This is a genomic window from Campylobacter sp. BCW_4319 (assembly GCF_001764435.1).
Lineage (GTDB): Bacteria > Campylobacterota > Campylobacteria > Campylobacterales > Campylobacteraceae > Campylobacter_D > Campylobacter_D jejuni.
The window spans coordinates 19,558-39,154 of sequence record NZ_MKAQ01000003.1; the positions used below are offsets into that span (position 1 = coordinate 19,558).

General features: G+C 29.7%; 19 protein-coding genes. 11 read left to right on the forward strand and 8 right to left on the reverse strand.

Annotation, left to right across the window (positions count from 1 at the left end):
- Positions 1-40 precede the first annotated feature (40 nt).
- A complete protein-coding gene (tupA, locus tag AJN56_RS00980) occupies positions 41-850 on the reverse strand; it encodes a tungstate ABC transporter substrate-binding protein TupA (protein ID WP_002851335.1) in 810 nt (269 codons plus the stop codon).
- Positions 851-928: 78 nt separating this feature from the next.
- Between tupA and tupB the strand changes: the two genes are divergently transcribed.
- From tupB to AJN56_RS01015, 7 genes are all read left to right on the forward strand, one after another.
- Entirely contained in the window at positions 929-1,615 is a 687-nt protein-coding gene (gene tupB, locus AJN56_RS00985) for a tungstate ABC transporter permease TupB (protein WP_002855945.1), read from the forward strand.
- A 1-nt stretch (position 1,616) separates the two neighbouring features.
- Positions 1,617-2,612, forward strand: coding sequence for a tungstate ABC transporter ATP-binding protein TupC (gene tupC, locus AJN56_RS00990; protein ID WP_070246244.1), 996 nt, complete (start codon positions 1,617-1,619; stop codon positions 2,610-2,612).
- Positions 2,613-2,749: 137 nt separating this feature from the next.
- Positions 2,750-4,723 (forward strand): acetate--CoA ligase, encoded by a 1,974-nt coding sequence (gene acs / locus AJN56_RS00995; RefSeq protein WP_002882420.1) that lies wholly within the window; start codon positions 2,750-2,752, stop codon positions 4,721-4,723.
- An 80-nt stretch (positions 4,724-4,803) separates the two neighbouring features.
- Complete coding sequence (gene galU / locus AJN56_RS01000) at positions 4,804-5,628, forward strand: UTP--glucose-1-phosphate uridylyltransferase GalU (protein WP_052785940.1); 825 nt, start codon at positions 4,804-4,806, stop codon at positions 5,626-5,628.
- Positions 5,622-6,842 (forward strand): glucose-6-phosphate isomerase, encoded by a 1,221-nt coding sequence (locus AJN56_RS01005; protein ID WP_002906252.1) that lies wholly within the window; start codon positions 5,622-5,624, stop codon positions 6,840-6,842. Before galU ends, AJN56_RS01005 begins: the two co-directional genes overlap by 7 nt.
- Before the next feature lie 129 nt (positions 6,843-6,971).
- Entirely contained in the window at positions 6,972-7,421 is a 450-nt protein-coding gene (locus AJN56_RS01010; protein ID WP_002851546.1) for a Dps family protein, read from the forward strand.
- Positions 7,422-7,485: 64 nt separating this feature from the next.
- Complete coding sequence (locus tag AJN56_RS01015; RefSeq protein WP_002867075.1) at positions 7,486-8,523, forward strand: DUF4143 domain-containing protein; 1,038 nt, start codon at positions 7,486-7,488, stop codon at positions 8,521-8,523.
- Here AJN56_RS01015 and AJN56_RS01020 read toward each other — a convergent pair.
- The 3 genes from AJN56_RS01020 to coaE are packed head-to-tail and all read right to left on the reverse strand — an operon-like array spanning position 8,520 to position 10,577.
- The gene (locus tag AJN56_RS01020; RefSeq protein WP_002868022.1) at positions 8,520-9,251 is read right to left on the reverse strand and encodes a glucosaminidase domain-containing protein; all 732 of its coding nucleotides are present in this window, start codon (positions 9,249-9,251) and stop codon (positions 8,520-8,522) included. The two genes, AJN56_RS01015 and AJN56_RS01020, sit on opposite strands and share 4 nt — an antisense overlap.
- On the reverse strand, positions 9,226-9,975 hold the full coding sequence (gene dapF / locus AJN56_RS01025) for a diaminopimelate epimerase (protein ID WP_002855997.1): 750 nt from the start codon (positions 9,973-9,975) through the stop codon (positions 9,226-9,228). Before dapF ends, AJN56_RS01020 begins: the two co-directional genes overlap by 26 nt.
- Positions 9,972-10,577: a dephospho-CoA kinase gene (coaE, locus tag AJN56_RS01030; RefSeq protein WP_002867071.1), complete on the reverse strand. Its 606-nt coding sequence runs from the start codon at positions 10,575-10,577 to the stop codon at positions 9,972-9,974. The genes dapF and coaE overlap by 4 nt, the downstream gene beginning before the upstream one ends.
- 60 nt (positions 10,578-10,637) lie before the next feature.
- Between coaE and purM the strand changes: the two genes are divergently transcribed.
- The 3 genes from purM (at position 10,638) to AJN56_RS01045 (ending at position 14,251) form a co-directional block, all read left to right on the forward strand.
- A complete protein-coding gene (purM, locus tag AJN56_RS01035; protein ID WP_002855427.1) occupies positions 10,638-11,627 on the forward strand; it encodes a phosphoribosylformylglycinamidine cyclo-ligase in 990 nt (329 codons plus the stop codon).
- A 448-nt stretch (positions 11,628-12,075) separates the two neighbouring features.
- Positions 12,076-13,410 carry an AAA family ATPase gene (locus AJN56_RS01040; RefSeq protein ID WP_011812806.1) on the forward strand — a complete coding sequence of 445 codons (1,335 nt, stop codon included), beginning with the start codon at positions 12,076-12,078 and terminating at the stop codon, positions 13,408-13,410.
- The gene (locus tag AJN56_RS01045) at positions 13,403-14,251 is read left to right on the forward strand and encodes a DUF4435 domain-containing protein (protein ID WP_009883028.1); all 849 of its coding nucleotides are present in this window, start codon (positions 13,403-13,405) and stop codon (positions 14,249-14,251) included. The genes AJN56_RS01040 and AJN56_RS01045 overlap by 8 nt, the downstream gene beginning before the upstream one ends.
- A 512-nt stretch (positions 14,252-14,763) precedes the next feature.
- Here the strand turns inward: AJN56_RS01045 and AJN56_RS01050 are convergent.
- From AJN56_RS01050 to cueO, 4 genes are read right to left on the reverse strand one after another with little or no spacing between them, the layout of a single operon-like run.
- Positions 14,764-15,954, reverse strand: a complete 1,191-nt coding sequence (locus AJN56_RS01050) for a molybdopterin molybdotransferase MoeA (RefSeq protein ID WP_009883026.1) — start codon at positions 15,952-15,954, stop codon at positions 14,764-14,766.
- Positions 15,955-15,957: 3 nt separating this feature from the next.
- A complete protein-coding gene (locus tag AJN56_RS01055; protein WP_002855371.1) occupies positions 15,958-16,404 on the reverse strand; it encodes a molybdopterin synthase catalytic subunit in 447 nt (148 codons plus the stop codon).
- Positions 16,405-16,626: a MoaD/ThiS family protein gene (locus AJN56_RS01060; protein WP_002779488.1), complete on the reverse strand. Its 222-nt coding sequence runs from the start codon at positions 16,624-16,626 to the stop codon at positions 16,405-16,407.
- A 1-nt stretch (position 16,627) separates the two neighbouring features.
- The gene (gene cueO, locus AJN56_RS01065; RefSeq protein ID WP_038847116.1) at positions 16,628-18,169 is read right to left on the reverse strand and encodes a multicopper oxidase CueO; all 1,542 of its coding nucleotides are present in this window, start codon (positions 18,167-18,169) and stop codon (positions 16,628-16,630) included.
- A gap of 123 nt (positions 18,170-18,292) precedes the next feature.
- Here cueO and nspC point away from each other — a divergent pair, with 123 nt between their 5' ends.
- Entirely contained in the window at positions 18,293-19,441 is a 1,149-nt protein-coding gene (gene nspC / locus AJN56_RS01070) for a carboxynorspermidine decarboxylase (protein WP_052785939.1), read from the forward strand.
- Positions 19,442-19,597: the final 156 nt, after the last annotated feature.

Genomic DNA, 19,597 nt, shown 5'->3' on the forward strand with positions numbered 1-19,597 from the left:
AAAAAATGATATTTTAAGCAGGTTAAAACCTGCTTAATTTTTAGTCTTTTCTTGTTTTTGCATCAATTACAAATAAAGGTTTATTAAGAAGTTTAAAATCAGCAATGAAATTTAAAGTCTTATCACTTGTTACCCATTTGATAAATTTACTAGCTTCTGTATAATTTACATTTTTACAATGCTTAGGATTTGTCGCTATAACAGAATAAAAATTTTTAAGACTATCATCGCCTTCATTTACAATGACTAAGTTTGGTTTGCCTTTTTCATTGGCTTCATATTTGATATAAGTACCACGATCGGTTAAAATCACACCTTTTTTTTCTTCAGCGATTTTAATGCTTGCTAACATACCTTGTCCGCTTTGTTGATACCAGCTTTGCTTTTCAGGAACACCGCCAAGATTTTTCCAAAGGCTTTTTTCTTTATTGTCAGTGCCTGATTTATCGCCTCTTGAGATGAAAGTAAGCTTTTCATTTTTGATAAGTTCTAAGCTTTCTTTTAAATTTTTACCTTTAAATTTAGAAGCTAAAGATTTATCTGCGATGATGATAAAATCATTATACATCACAGGAGTTCTATCTACACCAAAGCCTTTTTTCATAAATTCTTTTTCAGCCTTTGGAGAATGCACAAAAAGCACATCAGCATTGCAATCTTCACCCATTTTTAAAGCCGCACCTGTTCCTACGGCAACCCATTTTAAGGTATTGCCACTTTCTTTTTCATAAAGAGGTTTTAGAGCATCTAAAAGTCCTGTATTGTCAGTGCTTGTTGTAGTTGCCATTTTAAGTTCTGCTGCACTTGCACTTAAAGCTAAAGCAAGGGCTAAAGAAATGATTTTTTTCATTTTTTTTCCTTATAAATTTACATAAAAAAATATTTTAGCATAATTATGCTAAAATTACTTATTTTAAAAAGGATATTTTTGGATTATATTTTTGATGGTTTTAAACAGGCTTTATTTTTACTTTTCAATGCTGATGAAAGCGTAATTTCAGCTATAAAAACTACACTTTTAAGCTCAAGTATTTCTATAGTTTTAGCTTTGCTTATAGGTTTTCCTTTGGGATTTATCTTAGGTTTTTTTGATTTTAAATTCAAATGCTTTATAAAACTTATCATAGATACTAGCCTTTCTTTTCCAACAGTTGCAGTAGGACTTATACTTTATGCACTGATTTCAAGTCGAGGACCTTTGGGAGAATTTGGACTACTTTTTACTATAAAGGCTTTAATTTTAGGGCAGTTTATCTTAGCGCTTCCTATAGTGATCGCACTTTTTTCAAATTTGATAGAAAATATGAATAAAAAACATTTTTTACTTATAAAATCTTTTCACCTAAGTCCTTTAAAACTTGTTTTAACGATGATTTATGAATTACGCTTTGCTTTGATTAGCGTCGTTGCACTAGCTTATGGACGCATTGTAGCAGAAGTAGGAGTAGCGATGATAGTAGGTGGAAATATCAAATACGATACTAGAACCATAACCACAGCTATTTCTCTTGAAACAAACAAAGGCGAATTTGCTAGCGGTATAGCTTTGGCTTTGGTTTTAATTCTCATTGCCTTTTGTTTAAATTTCATCACGCACAAACTCAAAAGAACATAAAATGATAGAAATTTCTAATCTTTTTTTCAACTATCAAAACAAAGAAGTTTTAAAAATCAAAAATTTAAAACTTGATACAAGTAAAATTAGCATCTTAATGGGAGCGAATGGAAGTGGAAAATCTACATTTTTAAGAATATTAAAATTTTTAGAAGGAGATTTTTCAAAAAATATTTCTTATTTTGGAAATTTTAAACCTAATAATAAACAAAAGCGTGAAATTTATTTGCTTTTTCCAGAGCCTATTTTGTTAAATCGTAGTGTAAGGGCAAATTTTTTATTTACCTTAAAAACTTATGGGATTAAAGAAGATATTGAAGAACGCATAAAAGAAAGTTTGATGTTTTTAAATTTAGATGAAAGTCTTTTAAGTAAACATCCTAATGAACTTTCATCAGGACAAAGTCAAAAAATAGCTTTTGCTATAGCTTTAAGCGTAAGAGCGAAGTATTATTTACTTGATGAACCAAGTGCTTTTTTGGATAAAAATACTACACTTTTATTTAAAAAAGCTATTCTTAAAATGCATGAAAATTTCAATACAGGTTTTTTAATCGCAAGTCATGATAAACATTTTTTAGATTCTTTGGCGCAAAAAAAACTTTATTTGCACAGTGGAGAAATTTTAGAATTTGAAAATACTAATGTTTTTGAACTAGAAAATCAAGGTGTGAAATTTTGTAATTTTATAGATTTTAGTAATTGTAAAAAATATAAAGATTTTAAAAAACCTCCAAGCAAAATTGCTATTGATCCTTATAAAATTTCTTTTTTTAATTCTAAAAATATTCCAAAAAATAATTATGATTTTATTTTAGAAAAATGTTATATTATAGCACTTAGAAGTAGGAAAAGTGATGTTTTTATAAGGGTAAGTTGTATGGATAAAATTTTAGAATTTGCCTTGGAAAAACAAGAATTTTTAAGATTCGATTTAAAATTATACGAAGAACTCAGTCTTTATTTTTGTGAAGATGCAATATGTTTCTTAAATTAACATACATTATAAATTTTAAATAAAATATTACAAATATTCCCATTTTTTATAAAATTTATCTTAATTATTTTTTAAATTTGTATTTAATACAAATAAACTCTTATATAATGTTTAAAAATAACCATAAAGGAGTTTTTATGCTTAATCAAAATAATCAAGAGCTTTTTAAGCCAAGTAAAGAATTTTCTCGTAATGCTCGTATAAAAAATTTATGTGAATACTATGATTTATGCGATGAAGCCAAGGAAGATTTTGAAGGTTTTTGGAAAAGACAATCACTTGAGAAGATCGAGTGGTTTTCGCCTTTTTCAAGAGTGTTAAATGAGGATAAAGCTCCATTTTATAAATGGTTTGAAGGTGGAACTTTAAATGTAAGTTATCAATGTCTTGATCGTCATATGAAAACAAGACGCAATAAAGCTGCTTTGATTTTTGAAGGTGAAATGGGGGATTATGAAGTTTATACTTATAGAAGATTATTGCATGAAACTTGCAAGGCGGCCAATTTGCTTAAAAAATTCGGAGTAAAAAAAGGCGATAGGGTTGTAATTTATATGCCTATGATTCCAGAAACAGCTATAGTAATGTTAGCTTGTGCAAGGATTGGGGCTATTCATAGTGTGGTATTTGGAGGGTTTTCTCCTGAAGCCTTAAGAGATAGAATTATAGATGCAGGAGCTAAACTTGTAGTAACGGCTGATGGTGCTTTTCGTCGTGGAAAACCTTATATGTTAAAACCTGCAGTAGATAAGGCTTTAAGTGAAGGGTGTGAAAGTGTAGAAAAAGTACTTATAGTTATACGCAATAATGAGCCTATAGAATATATTAAAGGAAGGGACTATGTTTATAACGAACTTGTGAAAAATGAATCTTATAAGTGTGAACCTGAAATCATGGATAGCGAGGATTTGTTGTTTTTGCTTTACACTTCAGGATCAACGGGCAAGCCAAAAGGAGTTATGCATGCAAGTGCAGGATATATACTTTGGGCACAAATGACTATGGAATGGGTTTTTGATATTAAAGATTATGATAATTATTGGTGTAGTGCTGATGTGGGTTGGATTACAGGACATACTTATGTAGTTTATGGGCCTTTAGCATGTGGAGCAACGACTATAATGCATGAAGGAACTCCTACTTATCCAAATTCTGGGCGTTGGTGGAGAATGATAGAAGAGTATCAAATAAGCAAATTCTACACTTCGCCAACTGCTATAAGAATGCTTCATGCTGATGCACCTGATGAGCCAAGAAAATATGATTTAAGTACGCTTGAAGTGCTTGGAACGGTTGGAGAGCCTATCAATCCTAGTGCTTGGAAGTGGTTTTATGATGAAATAGGGGGAACTAAAAGTCCTATAGTCGATACTTGGTGGCAAACAGAAACAGGTGGGCATATGATCACGCCTTTACCAGGCGCTACTCCTTTAAAACCAGGTTGTGCTACCTTGCCTTTGCCAGGAATTTTTGCAGAAGTTATTGATGAAGAAGGCAATAAAAAAGATGAAGGTGAAGATGGATTGCTTTGTATAACCAAACCTTGGCCTTCGATGATTCGTGGAATTTGGGGTAATGATGAACGCTATATAGAAAGTTATTTTTCTCAAGCTAGAAAAGATGGAAAAGCTGTATATTTTAGTGGCGATGGTGCTTTTTATGATAAAAATGGTTATATTACCATCACAGGAAGAACAGATGATGTGGTTAATGTTGCAGGACATCGTATAGGAACGGCTGAAATTGAAAGCGCTATTGCTAAACATCCAAGTGTAGCAGAATCAGCTGTAGTGAGTATTTTGGATGCGATTAAGGGCGAGTCACTGTTTGCTTTTGTGGTTTTAAGTCCTACATCCAGTTGTGATCTTGGCGGAGCTATAGAAACTTTAAAAGAACTTAATGACATTTTAAGAGTAGAGATAGGACCTATAGCTAAAATAGAAAAAATTCTTTATACTCCAGGTTTGCCAAAAACTAGAAGTGGTAAAATAATGAGAAGAATTTTAAGAACTATAGCAAGAGGTGAAGAAATCAAACAGGATATTTCAACGCTCGAAGATTCTGGAGTAGTAGAAACCATTGTTAAATTAGCTAAGGCAGAGTTTGAATAACAAGGCAAAAAGAACTTTGCCTTGTTCATAAAAATTCATAAAAATAAGCTATAATGATAAAAAAATAAAAGGAAATTTTTATGCTTCAAACTTGTATTTTCCCTGCGGCAGGTTATGGGACAAGATTTTTACCTGCAACAAAAACTTTACCTAAAGAGATGTTACCTATCTTAACCAAACCTTTGATCCATTATGGGGTTGATGAAGCTTTGGAAGCAGGAATGGAAAATATGGGCTTTGTCACAGGGCGTGGAAAAAGAGCTTTGGAGGATTATTTTGATATTTCTTATGAACTTGAGCATCAAATTTCAGGTACAAAAAAAGAATACTTACTTGATGAAATTCGCTCTTTGATCAATCGTTGCACCTTTACTTTTACAAGACAAAATCAAATGAAAGGCTTAGGTGATGCGGTTTTAAAAGGTAAGCCTTTAGTTGGCGATGAAGCTTTTGGCGTAATTTTGGCTGATGATTTGTGTGTTAATGAAGAAGGCTTAAATGTTATGGCTCAAATGGTAAAAATTTATGAAAAATATCGCTGCACCATCATAGCTGTGATGGAAGTACCAAAAGAACAAGTTTCAAACTATGGAGTAATTTCTGGAAATTTTGTAGAAGAAAATCTTATTATGGTTAATTCTATGATAGAAAAACCAAGTCCTGATGAAGCTCCAAGTAATCTTGCTATCATAGGAAGATATATTTTAACTCCTGATATTTTTGGAATTTTAGAAAATACTAAAGCAGGAAAAAATGGCGAAGTCCAACTTACCGACGCGCTTTTAACTCAAGCAACCAATGGTATGGTTTTAGCTTATAAATTTCAAGGGAAACGCTTTGATTGTGGAAGCGTAGAAGGCTTTGTAGAGGCGACAAATTATTTTTACGAGAAAAGTAAATGTTAAACAATATACTTTTTTTTAAGCAAAGTGAAATTCACACTATAAGTTCTTATGCAAATCGTATTAATGATGAGGTAAAAAGTGGAGATGTAGGGTATTATCATCTTATTGACACAAGTTTGAATTTAATCGATGAGAGCTTGAAATTTATTCAAGATAAAGAATATGTAAAAAATATCGTTTTAGTGGGAATGGGAGGTTCAAGTTGCGGTGTAAAAGCCTTGCGCGATATGCTTTTTAATGAAAAAAGTAACCAAAGAGAGCTTTTTATACTCGATAACACAAGCTCACATTCTTTTAATAAGACTTTGGAAAAAATCAAGCTTGAAGAAAGTTTGTTTTTAATCATCAGTAAAACAGGTAGCACTATAGAAGTCGTATCACTTTTTAAACTTCTTATTGAACATTTTAAACTTGATATGCAAGAATTAAAAAAATACTTTGTTTTTATTACTGATAAGGATTCAAAACTTCATAAAGAAGGTGAAAATTTAGCTATTAAATGCTTTTTTATCCCTGCAAATGTAGGAGGTCGTTTTAGCATACTTTCAGCCGTGGGTATAGTTCCACTTTGTTTTTGTGGCTATAATGCCAAAGCTCTTTTAGAAGGAGCTAAAGCTTGTTTTGAAGATTTTTTTACTCGCAAAAAAGATGAAATTTTACAAAAAGCCTATCATTATTGCACACACAAAAATGCCAATATCAATGTGCTTTTTTCATATAGTGATGCTTTTAAAGGCTTTAATGAATGGTATATCCAGCTTATTGCTGAAAGTTTAGGTAAAAAGCAAGGCTATAAACGCATAGGTTTAACTCCTATTGCACTCATTGGAGCAAGAGATCAGCATAGTTTTTTACAACTCATCATGGATGGACCTAAAAATAAAACTGTAACTTTTTTAAAAATCAAAGACGCTCAAAAAGCACCTATTATCCCTGATATTCATTTTAAATTTTTAGATTCTTTAAGTAATAAAGTCAATCTTCACGAACTTTTAAACGCTCAATGTGATGCAACTATGCACGCTTTAATCGCTGAAAATTTGAGTGTTGATGTGATAGAACTTGAAAAACTTGACGCTTGGCATGCGGGATATTTGATGTATTATTATGAACTTTTTACTTCAACTTGCGGTGTTATGCTAGGGATTAACACCTATGATCAACCTGGTGTGGAAGTTGGAAAGTTGATCTTAAAAAATATATTAAATTCTTAATCAAAATTCATTAAAAAAGAGTATAATGATTTTAAGTTAAAATTATAATAAAAATTTTTAATTAATAATAATAATTATTATTTAAGAATTTTATGTTATAATTTTAAAAATTAAAAAAAGGAGTCAATCATGTCAGTTACAAAACAATTATTACAAATGCAAGCAGATGCTCATCATCTATGGGTTAAATTTCATAATTATCACTGGAATGTAAAAGGTTTGCAATTTTTTTCTATACACGAATACACAGAAAAAGCTTATGAAGAAATGGCAGAACTTTTTGATAGTTGTGCTGAAAGAGTTTTACAACTTGGCGAAAAAGCTATCACTTGCCAAAAAGTTTTAATGGAAAATGCAAAAAGTCCAAAAGTTGCAAAAGATTGCTTTACTCCGCTTGAAGTCATAGAACTGATCAAACAAGATTATGAATATCTTTTAGCAGAATTTAAAAAACTCAATGAAGCAGCAGAAAAAGAAAGTGATACCACAACAGCTGCTTTTGCGCAAGAAAATATCGCAAAATATGAAAAAAGTCTTTGGATGATAGGCGCTACTTTACAGGGTGCTTGCAAAATGTAATTTAAGGGGCTTTATGCCCCAATTATACAAACTAGGTTATAATATCCTTTTTTAAAGGATAAAATTGAAAGTACTTAATTTTTTTTATGAAAACCACCCTAAATTTGAAGTAAGTTATGAAAGAAAAAATCAAATTTCAAAACCAAATATTATCATAAAAGGCCCACGATTTTGTGGTAAAAAAACACTTATTTTTAATTTTTTATCTCAATTTAAAGCAAGTGAAATTTTGTTTTTAGATTTATATGATACACGCTTTGAAAAACAAAGTTTAGAAAGACTTGCTGATTTTCTGAATGAAAATTTACAAATTAAAATTCTTTGCCTTTATAATTTGGATTTTATCCCTAATTTAGAAAAAATTAAAATTCCTATCATCTTAAGTACAAATATAAAAGATTTAAATATAAATGGGTTTGAAGAGCTTGAACTTGATTATTTTGATTTTGAAGAATTTATTAGTGTAAGTAAGAAAAATTTACCTATAAATAATTTAGTGGGTCTTTTTTTGCAAAGTGGACGCAGTAAATTTGGAGAAAAAAACATACTTCTAAGACAAAGCTTCACTCTTTTAGAATTAGAAATTTTAAAGTATTTAGCTTTAAATTTGGGTCAGCAAATCAGTATTTCTAAGATATTTATAGAACTCAAAAAAAGATTAAAAACTTCAAAAGATAGTGTTTATCAAGCTATAAAAAAATTAGAAAATACTTATGTGATCTATACTTTAAAACATGATGAAAAAAAACTTCAAAAGATTTATTTTAAAGATTTTGGCCTAAGAAATAATCTTTGTATTTCAAAGGATTTTTCACATTTATTTGAAAATTTAGTTTTAAGTGAGTTGTTTAAATTTAAAGAAGAATTTTTTTATAACAAATACTTTAACTTTTATAGCCAAATATCTAAAATTGCTTATATTTCAAGTCCAACTTTAGATATTGATTTGATCAAGCTACGTGCTAAGAAAATTTTACCAAAGGCTTTAGAACTTGGAATTTTTCATGTGATTTTTATCACTCTTTCAAGCGAGGATAATTTTTTTGAGCAAGGGGTTAAATTTGAAGTCATATCTTTTGATAAATTTTCACTTGGATTTTAGGTGTTGTTTGAGTTTGTATCGTATTTTTCAAGGTTGTATCGTTTGATGATTTTTGTAATAAGATTGATATAATATCCCTTGCGTTCAGAATAAGAATCTAAAGTTTTAATGGCCTCTAGCCCTGTTATCTCTTTGCCTTCGCTTTCAAATTTAGCTCTTGCATCGCGAAACTTTTCATAAGCAAAATGACGATTTAAATTTAAAACATAAGAGTCAACACTATCTTGCAGACTATCAAAAATTTTAATTTTGTGTTTTTTATCTGGATGTCTTAAATCAGGAATTAAACCTTTCTCACCCCAAGTCCATTCTCCAAAAAGATTGTTTGCTTCTCTTGCGAAGCGACTGGTACCTGTAGCACTTTCAACTAAAGCTTGGGCTATACCCATGGATTTTGGAATTTTTTGAATACGTTTTTTATATTCTGCAAAATCATAAAGATTTTCAATGCGATATTTGTTTTTTATTGTGATAAGTTTTTCAAGATTTATTTGGTTTGAAGTCCTAAAGCCTGTTTTGTAAGCATCTTTAAAAAAGGCTTCGATAAAGGCTCTTTCTTGTTCAATTTTTTTAAAGCTTTGATCAAACATTTCATTCATTTTTATAAAAAAAATTTGTCTTTTTTGATCTATATCAAGTTTGTAATATTCCTCTCCAAATCCACTCTTTAGATCATCAGCAAAAAGTGGGATTAGAAAAAGACTAAGAAAAATTATAATTGGCTTCAAAACAATACTTTACCTTTCCTTCAAAAAACAATTCTTCATTTTTATATGCAAACCCTACCTCTTCACCACTTTTAGGAGTTATTTTAACTTTATTTTGTACTTTTTTATTTAAAAATGCCAGATAAAAACAAGCCCCCATTCCTGTGCCACAAGCTAAGGTTTCATCTTCAACTCCGCGTTCATAGGTGCGAACTTTTAAATGATTTTCATCTAAAATTTTTACAAAATTAACATTGGCATTATATTTTTGTCTCATTTTTTGACAAAGCATTGTATCAAATTCATCTAAATTTTGACAAAAATGTACTAGATGTGGAACTCCAGTGTTGCAAAGTTGCCAAGTTTTTCCTAATTCTTCAAAAGTATTTTGCACGCTTTTTATTTTGCCTAAAGATACTTCAACTTTATCTTGATTTACCTTTGCTTTTATTACTCCTGCACCAGTTAAAAAACTCATGTTAGGATTTATTTTGTTAATATGATGTGCAAAATGTGCCGCAGCCCTTGAGCCATTGCCACACATAGCAGCCCTTGAGCCATCGTTATTATAAAATTCCCATTCAAAGTCGTATTTTTCATGAGGTAATATCACGATAAAGCCATCCGCACCTATACCCTCATAACGATTACAAAGTTCTTTAGCTAAAGCACTTCTATCTTCTTTTCTATCAGCATTTGTTATGACAAAATCATTCCCACTTGCACAATATTTATAAAATTTCACATTTTTCCTTTAGAAATTTCTTGTATTACTTTAACACATTCTTGCCTAAAATCGGCATAAGAATTAGTATTTTTAATGATAAAATCTGCTTTTTTAAGTTTTTCTTCAATATCTATTTGAGAATCAAGTCTTGCTTTTGCAGCTTCTAAGCTGAGCTTATCTCTTTGCATGATTCTTTTAAGGCTTAATTCTTTAGGTGTGTAAATTACAATGACTTTGCCTAAATTTTCATAAGCACCGCTTTCAAAAAAAAGAGGAATTTCTACAAAAAAAGCTTTATTTTCCTTATCTAGAATTTGCATTTGTTCTAAAATTTTAGCTCGAATTTTAGGATGAGTGAAATTTTCTAAGATTTTTTTAGCTTCTTTGTTGTTAAAAACAATTTCTCCAAGGATTTTTCTATCGATTTTCTTTTCTTTTGTGAGTAAATTTTTTAAACTAAAGGGAGAAAAAATCTTTTCAAGCTCTAAAGCATTTTCATCTAAAATTTCATGAGCGATTTTATCTGCACTAATGCTTTTAAAGCCTAAAGAATTCGCTATTTCTATAAAGGTGCTTTTACCACAAGCAATTGAAGCGGTTACAAAAAAAGCATTTTTCATCTTATGCCTTATTAAAACTTTTTTCGTTAAAATACCTTTTTAGTTCTTAAAGGAAAATAAATGAAAATTTCATATGAAGATGCAGGCGTAAGTATAGATAATGGAAATGCCTTTGTAGAGGCTATAAAACCTTTGGTTAAAGAAACTTTTAATGATAATGTTGTAGGCGGAATTGGTTCTTTTGCTGGTGCTTTTAGAATGCCAAGTGGTTTTAAAAAGCCTGTGATTTTAGGTGCAACAGATGGGGTTGGTACCAAGCTTCGCTTGGCAATTGATGCTAAAAAATATGATACTATAGGGCAAGATTTAGTAGCAATGTGTGTGAATGATTTGATTTGTAATTTTGCTACACCTTTGTTTTTCCTAGATTATTATGCTACAGCCAAGCTCGAAGTAGAAGTAGCAAAGGCTGTTGTATCAGGCATTGCCAAGGGATGTAAGATGGCAAATTGTGCATTAATCGGCGGAGAAACTGCTGAAATGCCTGGAATGTATGCAAAAGATGATTTTGATCTTGCGGGTTTTGCAGTGGGTATGGCTGAAGAAGATGAGATTGATAGAAGTAAATTTGTTAAAAATGGTGATATTTTGTTGGCACTTCCTAGTTCAGGACTTCATTCAAATGGTTATTCTTTAGCTAGAAAAGTACTTTTTGAAAGTTTAAAATTAAAATTTGATGACAAGATAGAGGGTAAAAATTTAATCGATATTTTATTAGAACCTACAAGGATTTATGTGCGTGATTTTCTTACACTAAAGCCTTATATCAGTGCTCTAGCTCATATTACAGGGGGTGGTTTAGTAGAAAATTTACCACGCGTTTTACCTCGTGGTATGGGTGCAACTATACGCAAACATCATCTTAAAACTCCTGAAATTTTTTATACTATAGGACAGGCTGTAGAAGAAAGCGAAATGTATAGAAGCTTTAACATGGGAGTGGGTTTAGTAATGGTTGTAGATCCTTCTAATGTAAGTAAGGTTTTAGAAAATTCAGATGCCTTTATTATCGGCGAAATTTGCATTAATGAAGGTATTGTTTTAGAATGAAAATAAAGCGTCAATACGCTTTATTTTTGTAGTTCTTATTTTTTATACTAGGAAAAGGCAATGCTATAAACTTTCATATCACTTTGGTTAAAATTTAACTATAGGTATTTTTTATTTAAAATTCCACTCTTTTTATATTATGATTATAAGTAAATTATCATCACTATTTAAAAGATAATCATGGTAAATTTTAATGTTTAATATTTGGATATAGACTCCATTGGTCAGACATTTGCAGAAAATGATGAATTAAAAAATTATGTAGGATTTTACAAAAGCTGAAAAACTTAAAAGTAGGATAATTTCTAATCTTTTTTGATTTTTGTGTTTTTATGTATTTGTATTGTACAGATAATGTGAGAATATATTATGATTTTAAGTTTAAGGTAAAAAAGGTATAATAAAAATTTTTATTTTTAATTACTTTGAATATATTTTTGGAGTTTTTGTGGATAAGCAGGTTATGATAAATAGGTCCGGTTTAAAAAGCATAGTAATTCAAGGTTTGTTTGAAAAATATGATTATAAAATTAATTTTGAAAATGGTGTCAAAATATTATTATCAGAAAATGGATATGGTAAAACAACTGTTTTAAATATTATTAATTCTATTTTAGAACGTAATGTTAACTACTTGGCTGATTTAGATTTTAAAAGTGTTGATTTGGCGATTAATGATAAAACATATCATATTAGTAAAATATTAAATAAAGATGATGCTAGTATGATAGAAGAATATTTAAAACACTTAGATGGTATGTATGATGTTGGATTTTTTTTAAAAGAAATTAAGCAAAGAAAGATAAATATAAAAAAACTTAAATATTTAATATATAATAGAACAGAGCAAAATCGTAGAATTTATCCTAGAAGATTGATTGATTATGTTGATAAAATAAATGACATTGTGGCAGATTATTTATATAAACAAATAGAGAAAATAGAAAAAATAAATTTTAAAGTTTTATTTTACCCTACTTACAGGCGTGTAGAGGCTGCTTTAGAGGAAGTTGTAGATTCTGATTTTTTTGATGAAGAACATAGATTTTTAACTAGAAGGAATTTGCGTTATAGGAATAGTTATAGAAGAATTGAATTTGGAATGGATGATGTTAAACATATTATTCAGAACAAGCTTAATGAAATAAAAAATGAAGCGAATGAATTATATGTTAATATGAGCAGTGAAATTATTAATGATTTGATAGATGATAAAGTAAAATGTGATAAAAAAGATATTGATATTGATAAAGTAAAGATAGTTATCAAGAGAATTGGTGAAAGCAGAATTAAGCATTATGATAAATTGGAAAACATAATCAATACGCAGGACAAAAAGAATGAATTTCTTACTTATTATTTAGACAAATTATCTGGTATTTATGATAAGCAAAAGGCGTTAGATTTAAGATTGAGTAATTTTGAGAAAGTATGTAATAAATATTTAATTAAAAAACAGATTCAATATGATGATACCTTGCTTTCGATGAAAGTTTTAGATGATGAGAGGGAAATAGATTTTGATAGTTTATCATCCGGTGAAAAGCAAATTATTTCTATATTTGCTAAGGTATATTTAGATATGGATGCTAAATGTATTTTTATTATAGATGAGCCAGAGCTTTCCCTTTCAGTTGAGTGGCAAAGGACTTTTTTACAAGATATTTATGAATCAAACAATATAGAGTTACTGTTAGCAACCACTCATTCTCCTTTTATTTATGATAATATTTTTGAAGATTATATTGTTGATTTGGAAAAATATAGAGTGAATAATGGATAAAAAAAATAAAAATGTAATTTTTCAAGATATTATTGCAAGTAAGAGCAAAGTCGATATTTTTGTTTTATTAGAGGGTGATGATGATATAAAGTATTATGGACCAATAATAGATAATAGATTGGGTGACAATAAAAAGATAAGGTATTATACTTGTAAAGGTAAGAGTGAAGTATTGTTATTATTAAAAAGAATACAAGAATCTACAAAGTTAGATTTAAGTAAAAAGATTATGTCGTTTATAGATAGAGATTTTGACTTTGAGCAAAATTTAGAGCATACATATATAACAGAGTCATATTCCATAGAAAATTATTATTTTTCTAATGAAGCCATTAATAAAACAATGAAATATTTATTAAAAGTGGATGATTTGGAGCTTAACAATAAAGATGTAAAAAATGAAGTAGATAAAATCATAAAAGAACGAGATGAGAAATTGGAAGATATTGTTTTTGTAAATGCGATATATTGTTTACAAAAGACAAAATCATTGGAGTGTGGTATTCAACCTAAGCTAAATAAAATTAAAGAATATGATGCAATAATTAAAATCGATCAGGATAAAATCAAAGATTATATAGAAGATTATATAGAGGTGAGTAAAGATGAGATAGATTTGCAAATTGAATATATGAAGAAAAATTTGGTATATGAAACTAGAGGAAAATATATATTTTCTTTAATGAAAAAGAAATATAGAATTTTTTGTGATAAATTTAATAAAGAGAAAAAACGACCTAGTTCAATAGATATTTCACTGTTAAATAATATTATTGTATCATTTGCAGCTTGTGCAGACAAACCAAAGGATCTCATAAATTATATTGATAAATATAGATAACTATTAATATATGTTTATACTAATATAGTTTTTTTAATTTGAGAATTTATTTTTAAATCTAACAAGTGAATTATGCAAATAAATTTTTTATCATGTGTGAAATAAATTTCATTATTATGGGTGGAGTAAAGATGAAAAAAGGCAATCTAAATTTATTTAATTTATCAATAAAATAAAAAAATAGAAAAATTATTATCATAATATCGATATATTAAGTACTGTATATTAAATCAAAATAAATTAGTAAAATTTTAATTAAAATTAATAATTTAGATAAGAGTATGGATTTTAAATAATTACGAATAGTATTTTATAATTTTTAAAGTATTATCGGGAGTTGTTACAAGAATATTGCCATTTTCTATAAATGTATATGTCAATAAATTAATATTATTCTAAGGTTTATAGATAAGATTAATTACATATTATATTTTTAAATAAAATAATTATAGTTGTTTAAAAAAGTAATTTTTATTACAAGAATTTAAAAAAGAGAAATCATCCCCGCCCTTTTAAGGCATAAAGATAATATCCACTAAACTTTCATTTTCTAACATTTCACATTCTTTTAGTACTACCATAAGGGCAGCTTTATTGTTAAGATTATTTATAATCGCACTAGAGCCTTCTTTCTTGCCTTCAAGATTGGCTAAAATGCGTCCATTTTTAAATTCCACATTACAAGCGACAAATTCCAAATAAGGTGTTTTTTTCTTGTAGCTTCCTTGTAAAAAGGCTTTGCAAATATAGTCTTTAGGCTGAAGTAACCAAGAGTTTAAAATTTCTCTTGCGTAAAGATTAAACATTACCATAGCCGAGTAAGGAAAACCTGGTAAGGCGATGATGAATTTTTCATTAGCCTTGGCTATTTTGATATGTCTACCTGGTTTTATGTCGGCTTTATCGATGATGATTTCGTATTCTTTGATGGCTTTTTTTAAAAAGTCAAAATCCCCCATAGAAACCCCGCCCGTTGTAACTAAAATATCACAACTTTGCAAAGCACTTTCAAGGGTAGAAAAAGTGGCTTTTTCATCATCTTTTAAAAGAGGAAAAACCCTTGTATCGCAATTTAGATTTTTAGCTAAATTAGCTATGGCGATATGATTTGAAGAGCGGATTTGAGCAGGATTTTCCAAGGCTTCTCCTAGATCTTTTATCTCACTTCCACTACTTAAAACCCCTACAATAGGCTTTATAAACACACTAATGTGAAAAAATCCAAGTTCAGCCAAAAGAGCTATCTCGCTATAATTTAACTTTGTGCCTTTTTTGAGTAAAATTTCATCTTTTTTATAGTTTTCTCCTACCGCACGCACGGCAAAAGCTTGGGGAACTTTTTTTTCTATAAAAAGAGTATCATTTTCTACGCGTACATTTTCAACAGGGACTAAAGTATCGCTTCCCTCGCTCATGAGTGAGCCCGTAAAGGTTTTTACACAAGTGCCATTTTGCACGCTAAATTGTGGCATAGTGCCTGCAGGTGTGAGGCCTAAAATTTTTAAAGGCTTATCTTGATCTTCAAATTTGATCGCATAACCATCCATAGCCGAGGTTGGAAATTCAGGCTGATTTTTAGGGGCTTTTATGTCTTGAGCTAAAATGCGTCCTAAACACTCTGTAAGGGCTATTTTTTCAATCTTTTCATAGGTTTTAATATGAGAGTGTAAAATTTTTAAACTTTCTTCATAAGACATTAACATTTTTTATCCTTTTAAAAGTCCTGCACCGCAAAGTTTGGTTGATCTTTCTTTAGCATAAATTCTTTCTTTGTTTATCACATCATACTTCCAAATAGGTGCGCTTGCTTTAAAATCTTCAACAAATTCATTAAGAAGTTTAAGTCCTAATTTTCTTTGTTTGCTTAAAATTCCTGCAAAATAAGAGCTTTCATGAACCGCCACATCGCCTATAGAGTGAGCAAAAAGCAAGCTAATACCATCAAAATCTACTCTTTTTTGCCACTCATCAAACCATTTTTTTAAAAGCGGTTCATAAATATCAAAACTAAGTGCCTCAATGCCTCCTTCTTCACGCACAATACCACAAAAAGTCAGCAAAGCACCGCAGTTTTTATCCTTGGCAAATTCATACCATTGGCTATAAATTTTAGGAATATCTAAAGAACCTTGATAAAGTGTAAAATGTTCCATTTAACCCCCACAAACTGGCGGTAAAAGTGCTATTTTATCACCATCTTTTAACTTAGTGTTTTCATCAAAAATGATTTCATCGTTTAAAGATACGGCACAAAGTTCTAGCCATTCTTTTAAACTCTCATCTTTTTGCAAAATTTCTTTTAATTCTTTTAAATTTTTTACCTCAAGCTCTAAATTTTCTTTATTTATGGGGCCTAAAAATTCCACTTTTACCATTTTATTCCTTTACTTCTAAATTTCCCATCATTCCTAAATCTTCATGTTCTAAAATATGGCAATGATACATTCTAAGTCCTTTAAAATCTTGTTTCATTCTAAGTCTTAATTCTTCATTAGGACGCACATTTATAGTATCTCTTAAGGCTCTAAATTCGGCTTTTTGAACTTTGCCATTGAGTTTTGATGAGATGAGTTCAAATTGCGTGCCATGTATATGGAAAGGATGATCCATGTGAGATTTATTTATCACTATCCAGTCTTCAACTACTCCAAGTTTGGAGCTTAAATCAATGCGTTTTAAATCATAGCTTTTGCCATTGATTAAAAACATAGACGCAAGAGCGATTTTTAATTCGCTTTCACTTTTTCCCATCATACCATGCATTTGCATATGATCTTCACTCATGATTATTTCTTTAAATTCCTTAGGTTCTTCTGAAGGTTTGAAAATTTTTAAATTTTTTGGAAGTTCTACATTTTCTTTTTTTAGGTTAATATTGGCTAGAAATAGGGTATTAGGTTCTTCTTTTACCATCATTTTATCCCTATCATAATAAGCACTTTCTAGCTTAAAATTCCCATCTTTTGGAGCGTCGATTAAAACTTCTACGCGAGAAGCAGGACTTAAGAAAAGTTCTTCTTTATAAATAGCTTTTTCTATAAGTCCACCATCAGTACCAACAAGTATAAACTTAGCTCCTTGTATGCGTAAATTTAAATATCTTGCCGCAGTAGCATTATAAATGCGTATGCGTTCGTTTGTGGCGAGTTTGATTTTAGGTTTAAATTGTCCATTAATGAGTACAAATTCTCCTTCTCTACCATTTAGCCAATCATTTAGGTTGTTGTTTGGAATTTGAGCGTTTTCATCAAGACGCAAATCGCTAATCATCAAATCTTTTTCTTTTAAATGACTTAAAGCATCTTTTTTTGCTTTGATCACAAAAGCCCCTGCTAAACCCATAAAAACTTGTTTAGAAGTGGTATAATGAGGGTGTGGATGATACCAGTAAGTTCCTGCGCTATCTTGAGGAATTTCAAAACGATATATTCTTTCTTCTCCTGCTAAGATAGGATCATGTGGGCTTCCATCTTGATCAGGTGGCACAGGAATGCCATGCCAATGCATAGTTGTAGCTTCCTTGAGTTTGTTTTTGACTAAAATTTCAAGTTTATCTCCTTCAAAAACTTCTATTTTTGGAGCAGGCACGAGGCCATTGTAAGTATAAAATAAGGTTTTTTTACCTTTGATAAGCTCTATATGATTTTCTTTGATTTCTAGGGTAGCACGAAAAATATTTTTTTCTTTACTTTCATTTTTGAGTAAAGGCAAGGCTTTTAAAATTTCTCCTTGGGGGAATTGTTTTGGATCTAAAAGTTTTAAATTTTTTGGAGCAAAGTTTATAAAAGAAGTATCTAAGTCATGATTTATAGAATGATTTTTATGCATGGAGTGCATATCGTGCATAGGATTTGCATAGGCTACACCCATACTTGCTAGAGTAAGTGCATTAAATTTTAAAAAATTTCTTCTATTCATTAGTTTTTCCTTTTACTTGATTTTTTGTATTATAGTCATTATTTTTTTAGTTTTAGTAAATATTTATTTTGAAAATTTGGTTTAATTTTGTTATGATTTTAGCAATTTAATCAAGGAAAAATAATGTTTTATGAAAAAATTCAAACTCCAGCTTATATTTTAGAAGAAGATAAGTTAAGAAAAAATTGTGAGCTTTTAGCGAGTGTTGGCGAAAAGAGTGGTGCTAAAGTGCTTTTAGCTTTAAAAGGTTTTGCTTTTTCAGGAGCGATGAAAATTGTTGGAGAATACCTAAAAGGTTGTACTTGTAGCGGACTTTGGGAAGCAAAATTTGCTAAAGAATACATGGATAAAGAAATTCATACTTATTCACCTGCTTTTAAAGAAGATGAAATAGGTGAAATAGCCAGTTTATCTCATCATATAGTGTTTAATTCTTTAGCTCAATTTCATAAATTTCAAGCTAAAACACAAAAAAAATCCTTAGGTCTTCGTTGTAATGTTGAATTTTCTCTAGCCCCAAAAGAACTTTACAATCCTTGTGGAAGATACTCAAGACTTGGAATTCGTGCTAAAGATTTTGAAAATGTGGATTTAAATGCTATAGAAGGACTTCATTTTCACGCACTTTGTGAAGAAAGTGCTGACGCTTTAGAAGCTGTTTTAAAGGTCTTTGAAGAGAAATTTGGTAAATGGATAGGGCAAATGAAATGGGTGAATTTTGGAGGAGGACATCACATCACCAAAAAAGGCTATGATGTTGAAAAACTTATTGCTTTGTGTAAAAATTTCAGTGATAAATACGGTGTGCAAGTTTATCTTGAACCAGGCGAAGCGGTGGGTTGGCAAACAGGAAATTTGGTGGCTAGTGTAGTAGATATCATAGAAAATGAAAAACAAATTGCTATTTTAGATACTTCAAGCGAAGCACATATGCCAGATACTATCATCATGCCTTATACAAGTGAAGTTTTAAATGCTAGAATTTTAGCCACAAGAGAAAATGAAAAAATTTCAGACTTAAAAGAAAACGAATTTGCCTATTTACTTACTGGAAATACTTGTTTAGCGGGTGATGTAATGGGAGAATACGCCTTTGATAAAAAGCTTAAAATCGGCGATAAAATTGTTTTTTTAGATCAAATTCATTACACCATTGTGAAAAACACAACTTTTAATGGTGTAAGACTTCCAAATCTCATGCTTTTAAATGCAAAAAATGAACTTCAAATGATAAGAGAATTTTCTTATAAGGATTATTCTTTAAGAAATTAGTATTATTTATAATTTGCATAAAATATTAATTTTACTCGGAAGAGAATCAAAGATATAAATTTTATGCAAAGTATTTTATTTTTTCAAATATAAAATCAACTCAAATATCTAATTTTCAATACTTTGGTATGATTTTTTAAGATTTTAAATCCTTGT

Coding starts and splice junctions, on each gene's coding strand:
- AJN56_RS01055 (WP_002855371.1), bottom strand. CDS start 16,404: ATGGAACATTTTACACTTTATCAAGGTTCTTTAGATATTCCTAAAATT.
- AJN56_RS01045 (WP_009883028.1), top strand. CDS start 13,403: ATGGATAAAAAAAATAAAAATGTAATTTTTCAAGATATTATTGCAAGT.
- AJN56_RS01060 (WP_002779488.1), bottom strand. CDS start 16,626: ATGGTAAAAGTGGAATTTTTAGGCCCCATAAATAAAGAAAATTTAGAG.
- nspC (WP_052785939.1), top strand. CDS start 18,293: ATGTTTTATGAAAAAATTCAAACTCCAGCTTATATTTTAGAAGAAGAT.
- AJN56_RS01005 (WP_002906252.1), top strand. CDS start 5,622: ATGTTAAACAATATACTTTTTTTTAAGCAAAGTGAAATTCACACTATA.
- AJN56_RS01050 (WP_009883026.1), bottom strand. CDS start 15,954: ATGTTAATGTCTTATGAAGAAAGTTTAAAAATTTTACACTCTCATATT.
- purM (WP_002855427.1), top strand. CDS start 10,638: ATGAAAATTTCATATGAAGATGCAGGCGTAAGTATAGATAATGGAAAT.
- AJN56_RS01010 (WP_002851546.1), top strand. CDS start 6,972: ATGTCAGTTACAAAACAATTATTACAAATGCAAGCAGATGCTCATCAT.
- tupA (WP_002851335.1), bottom strand. CDS start 850: ATGAAAAAAATCATTTCTTTAGCCCTTGCTTTAGCTTTAAGTGCAAGT.
- acs (WP_002882420.1), top strand. CDS start 2,750: ATGCTTAATCAAAATAATCAAGAGCTTTTTAAGCCAAGTAAAGAATTT.
- cueO (WP_038847116.1), bottom strand. CDS start 18,169: ATGAATAGAAGAAATTTTTTAAAATTTAATGCACTTACTCTAGCAAGT.
- coaE (WP_002867071.1), bottom strand. CDS start 10,577: ATGAAAAATGCTTTTTTTGTAACCGCTTCAATTGCTTGTGGTAAAAGC.
- galU (WP_052785940.1), top strand. CDS start 4,804: ATGCTTCAAACTTGTATTTTCCCTGCGGCAGGTTATGGGACAAGATTT.
- tupC (WP_070246244.1), top strand. CDS start 1,617: ATGATAGAAATTTCTAATCTTTTTTTCAACTATCAAAACAAAGAAGTT.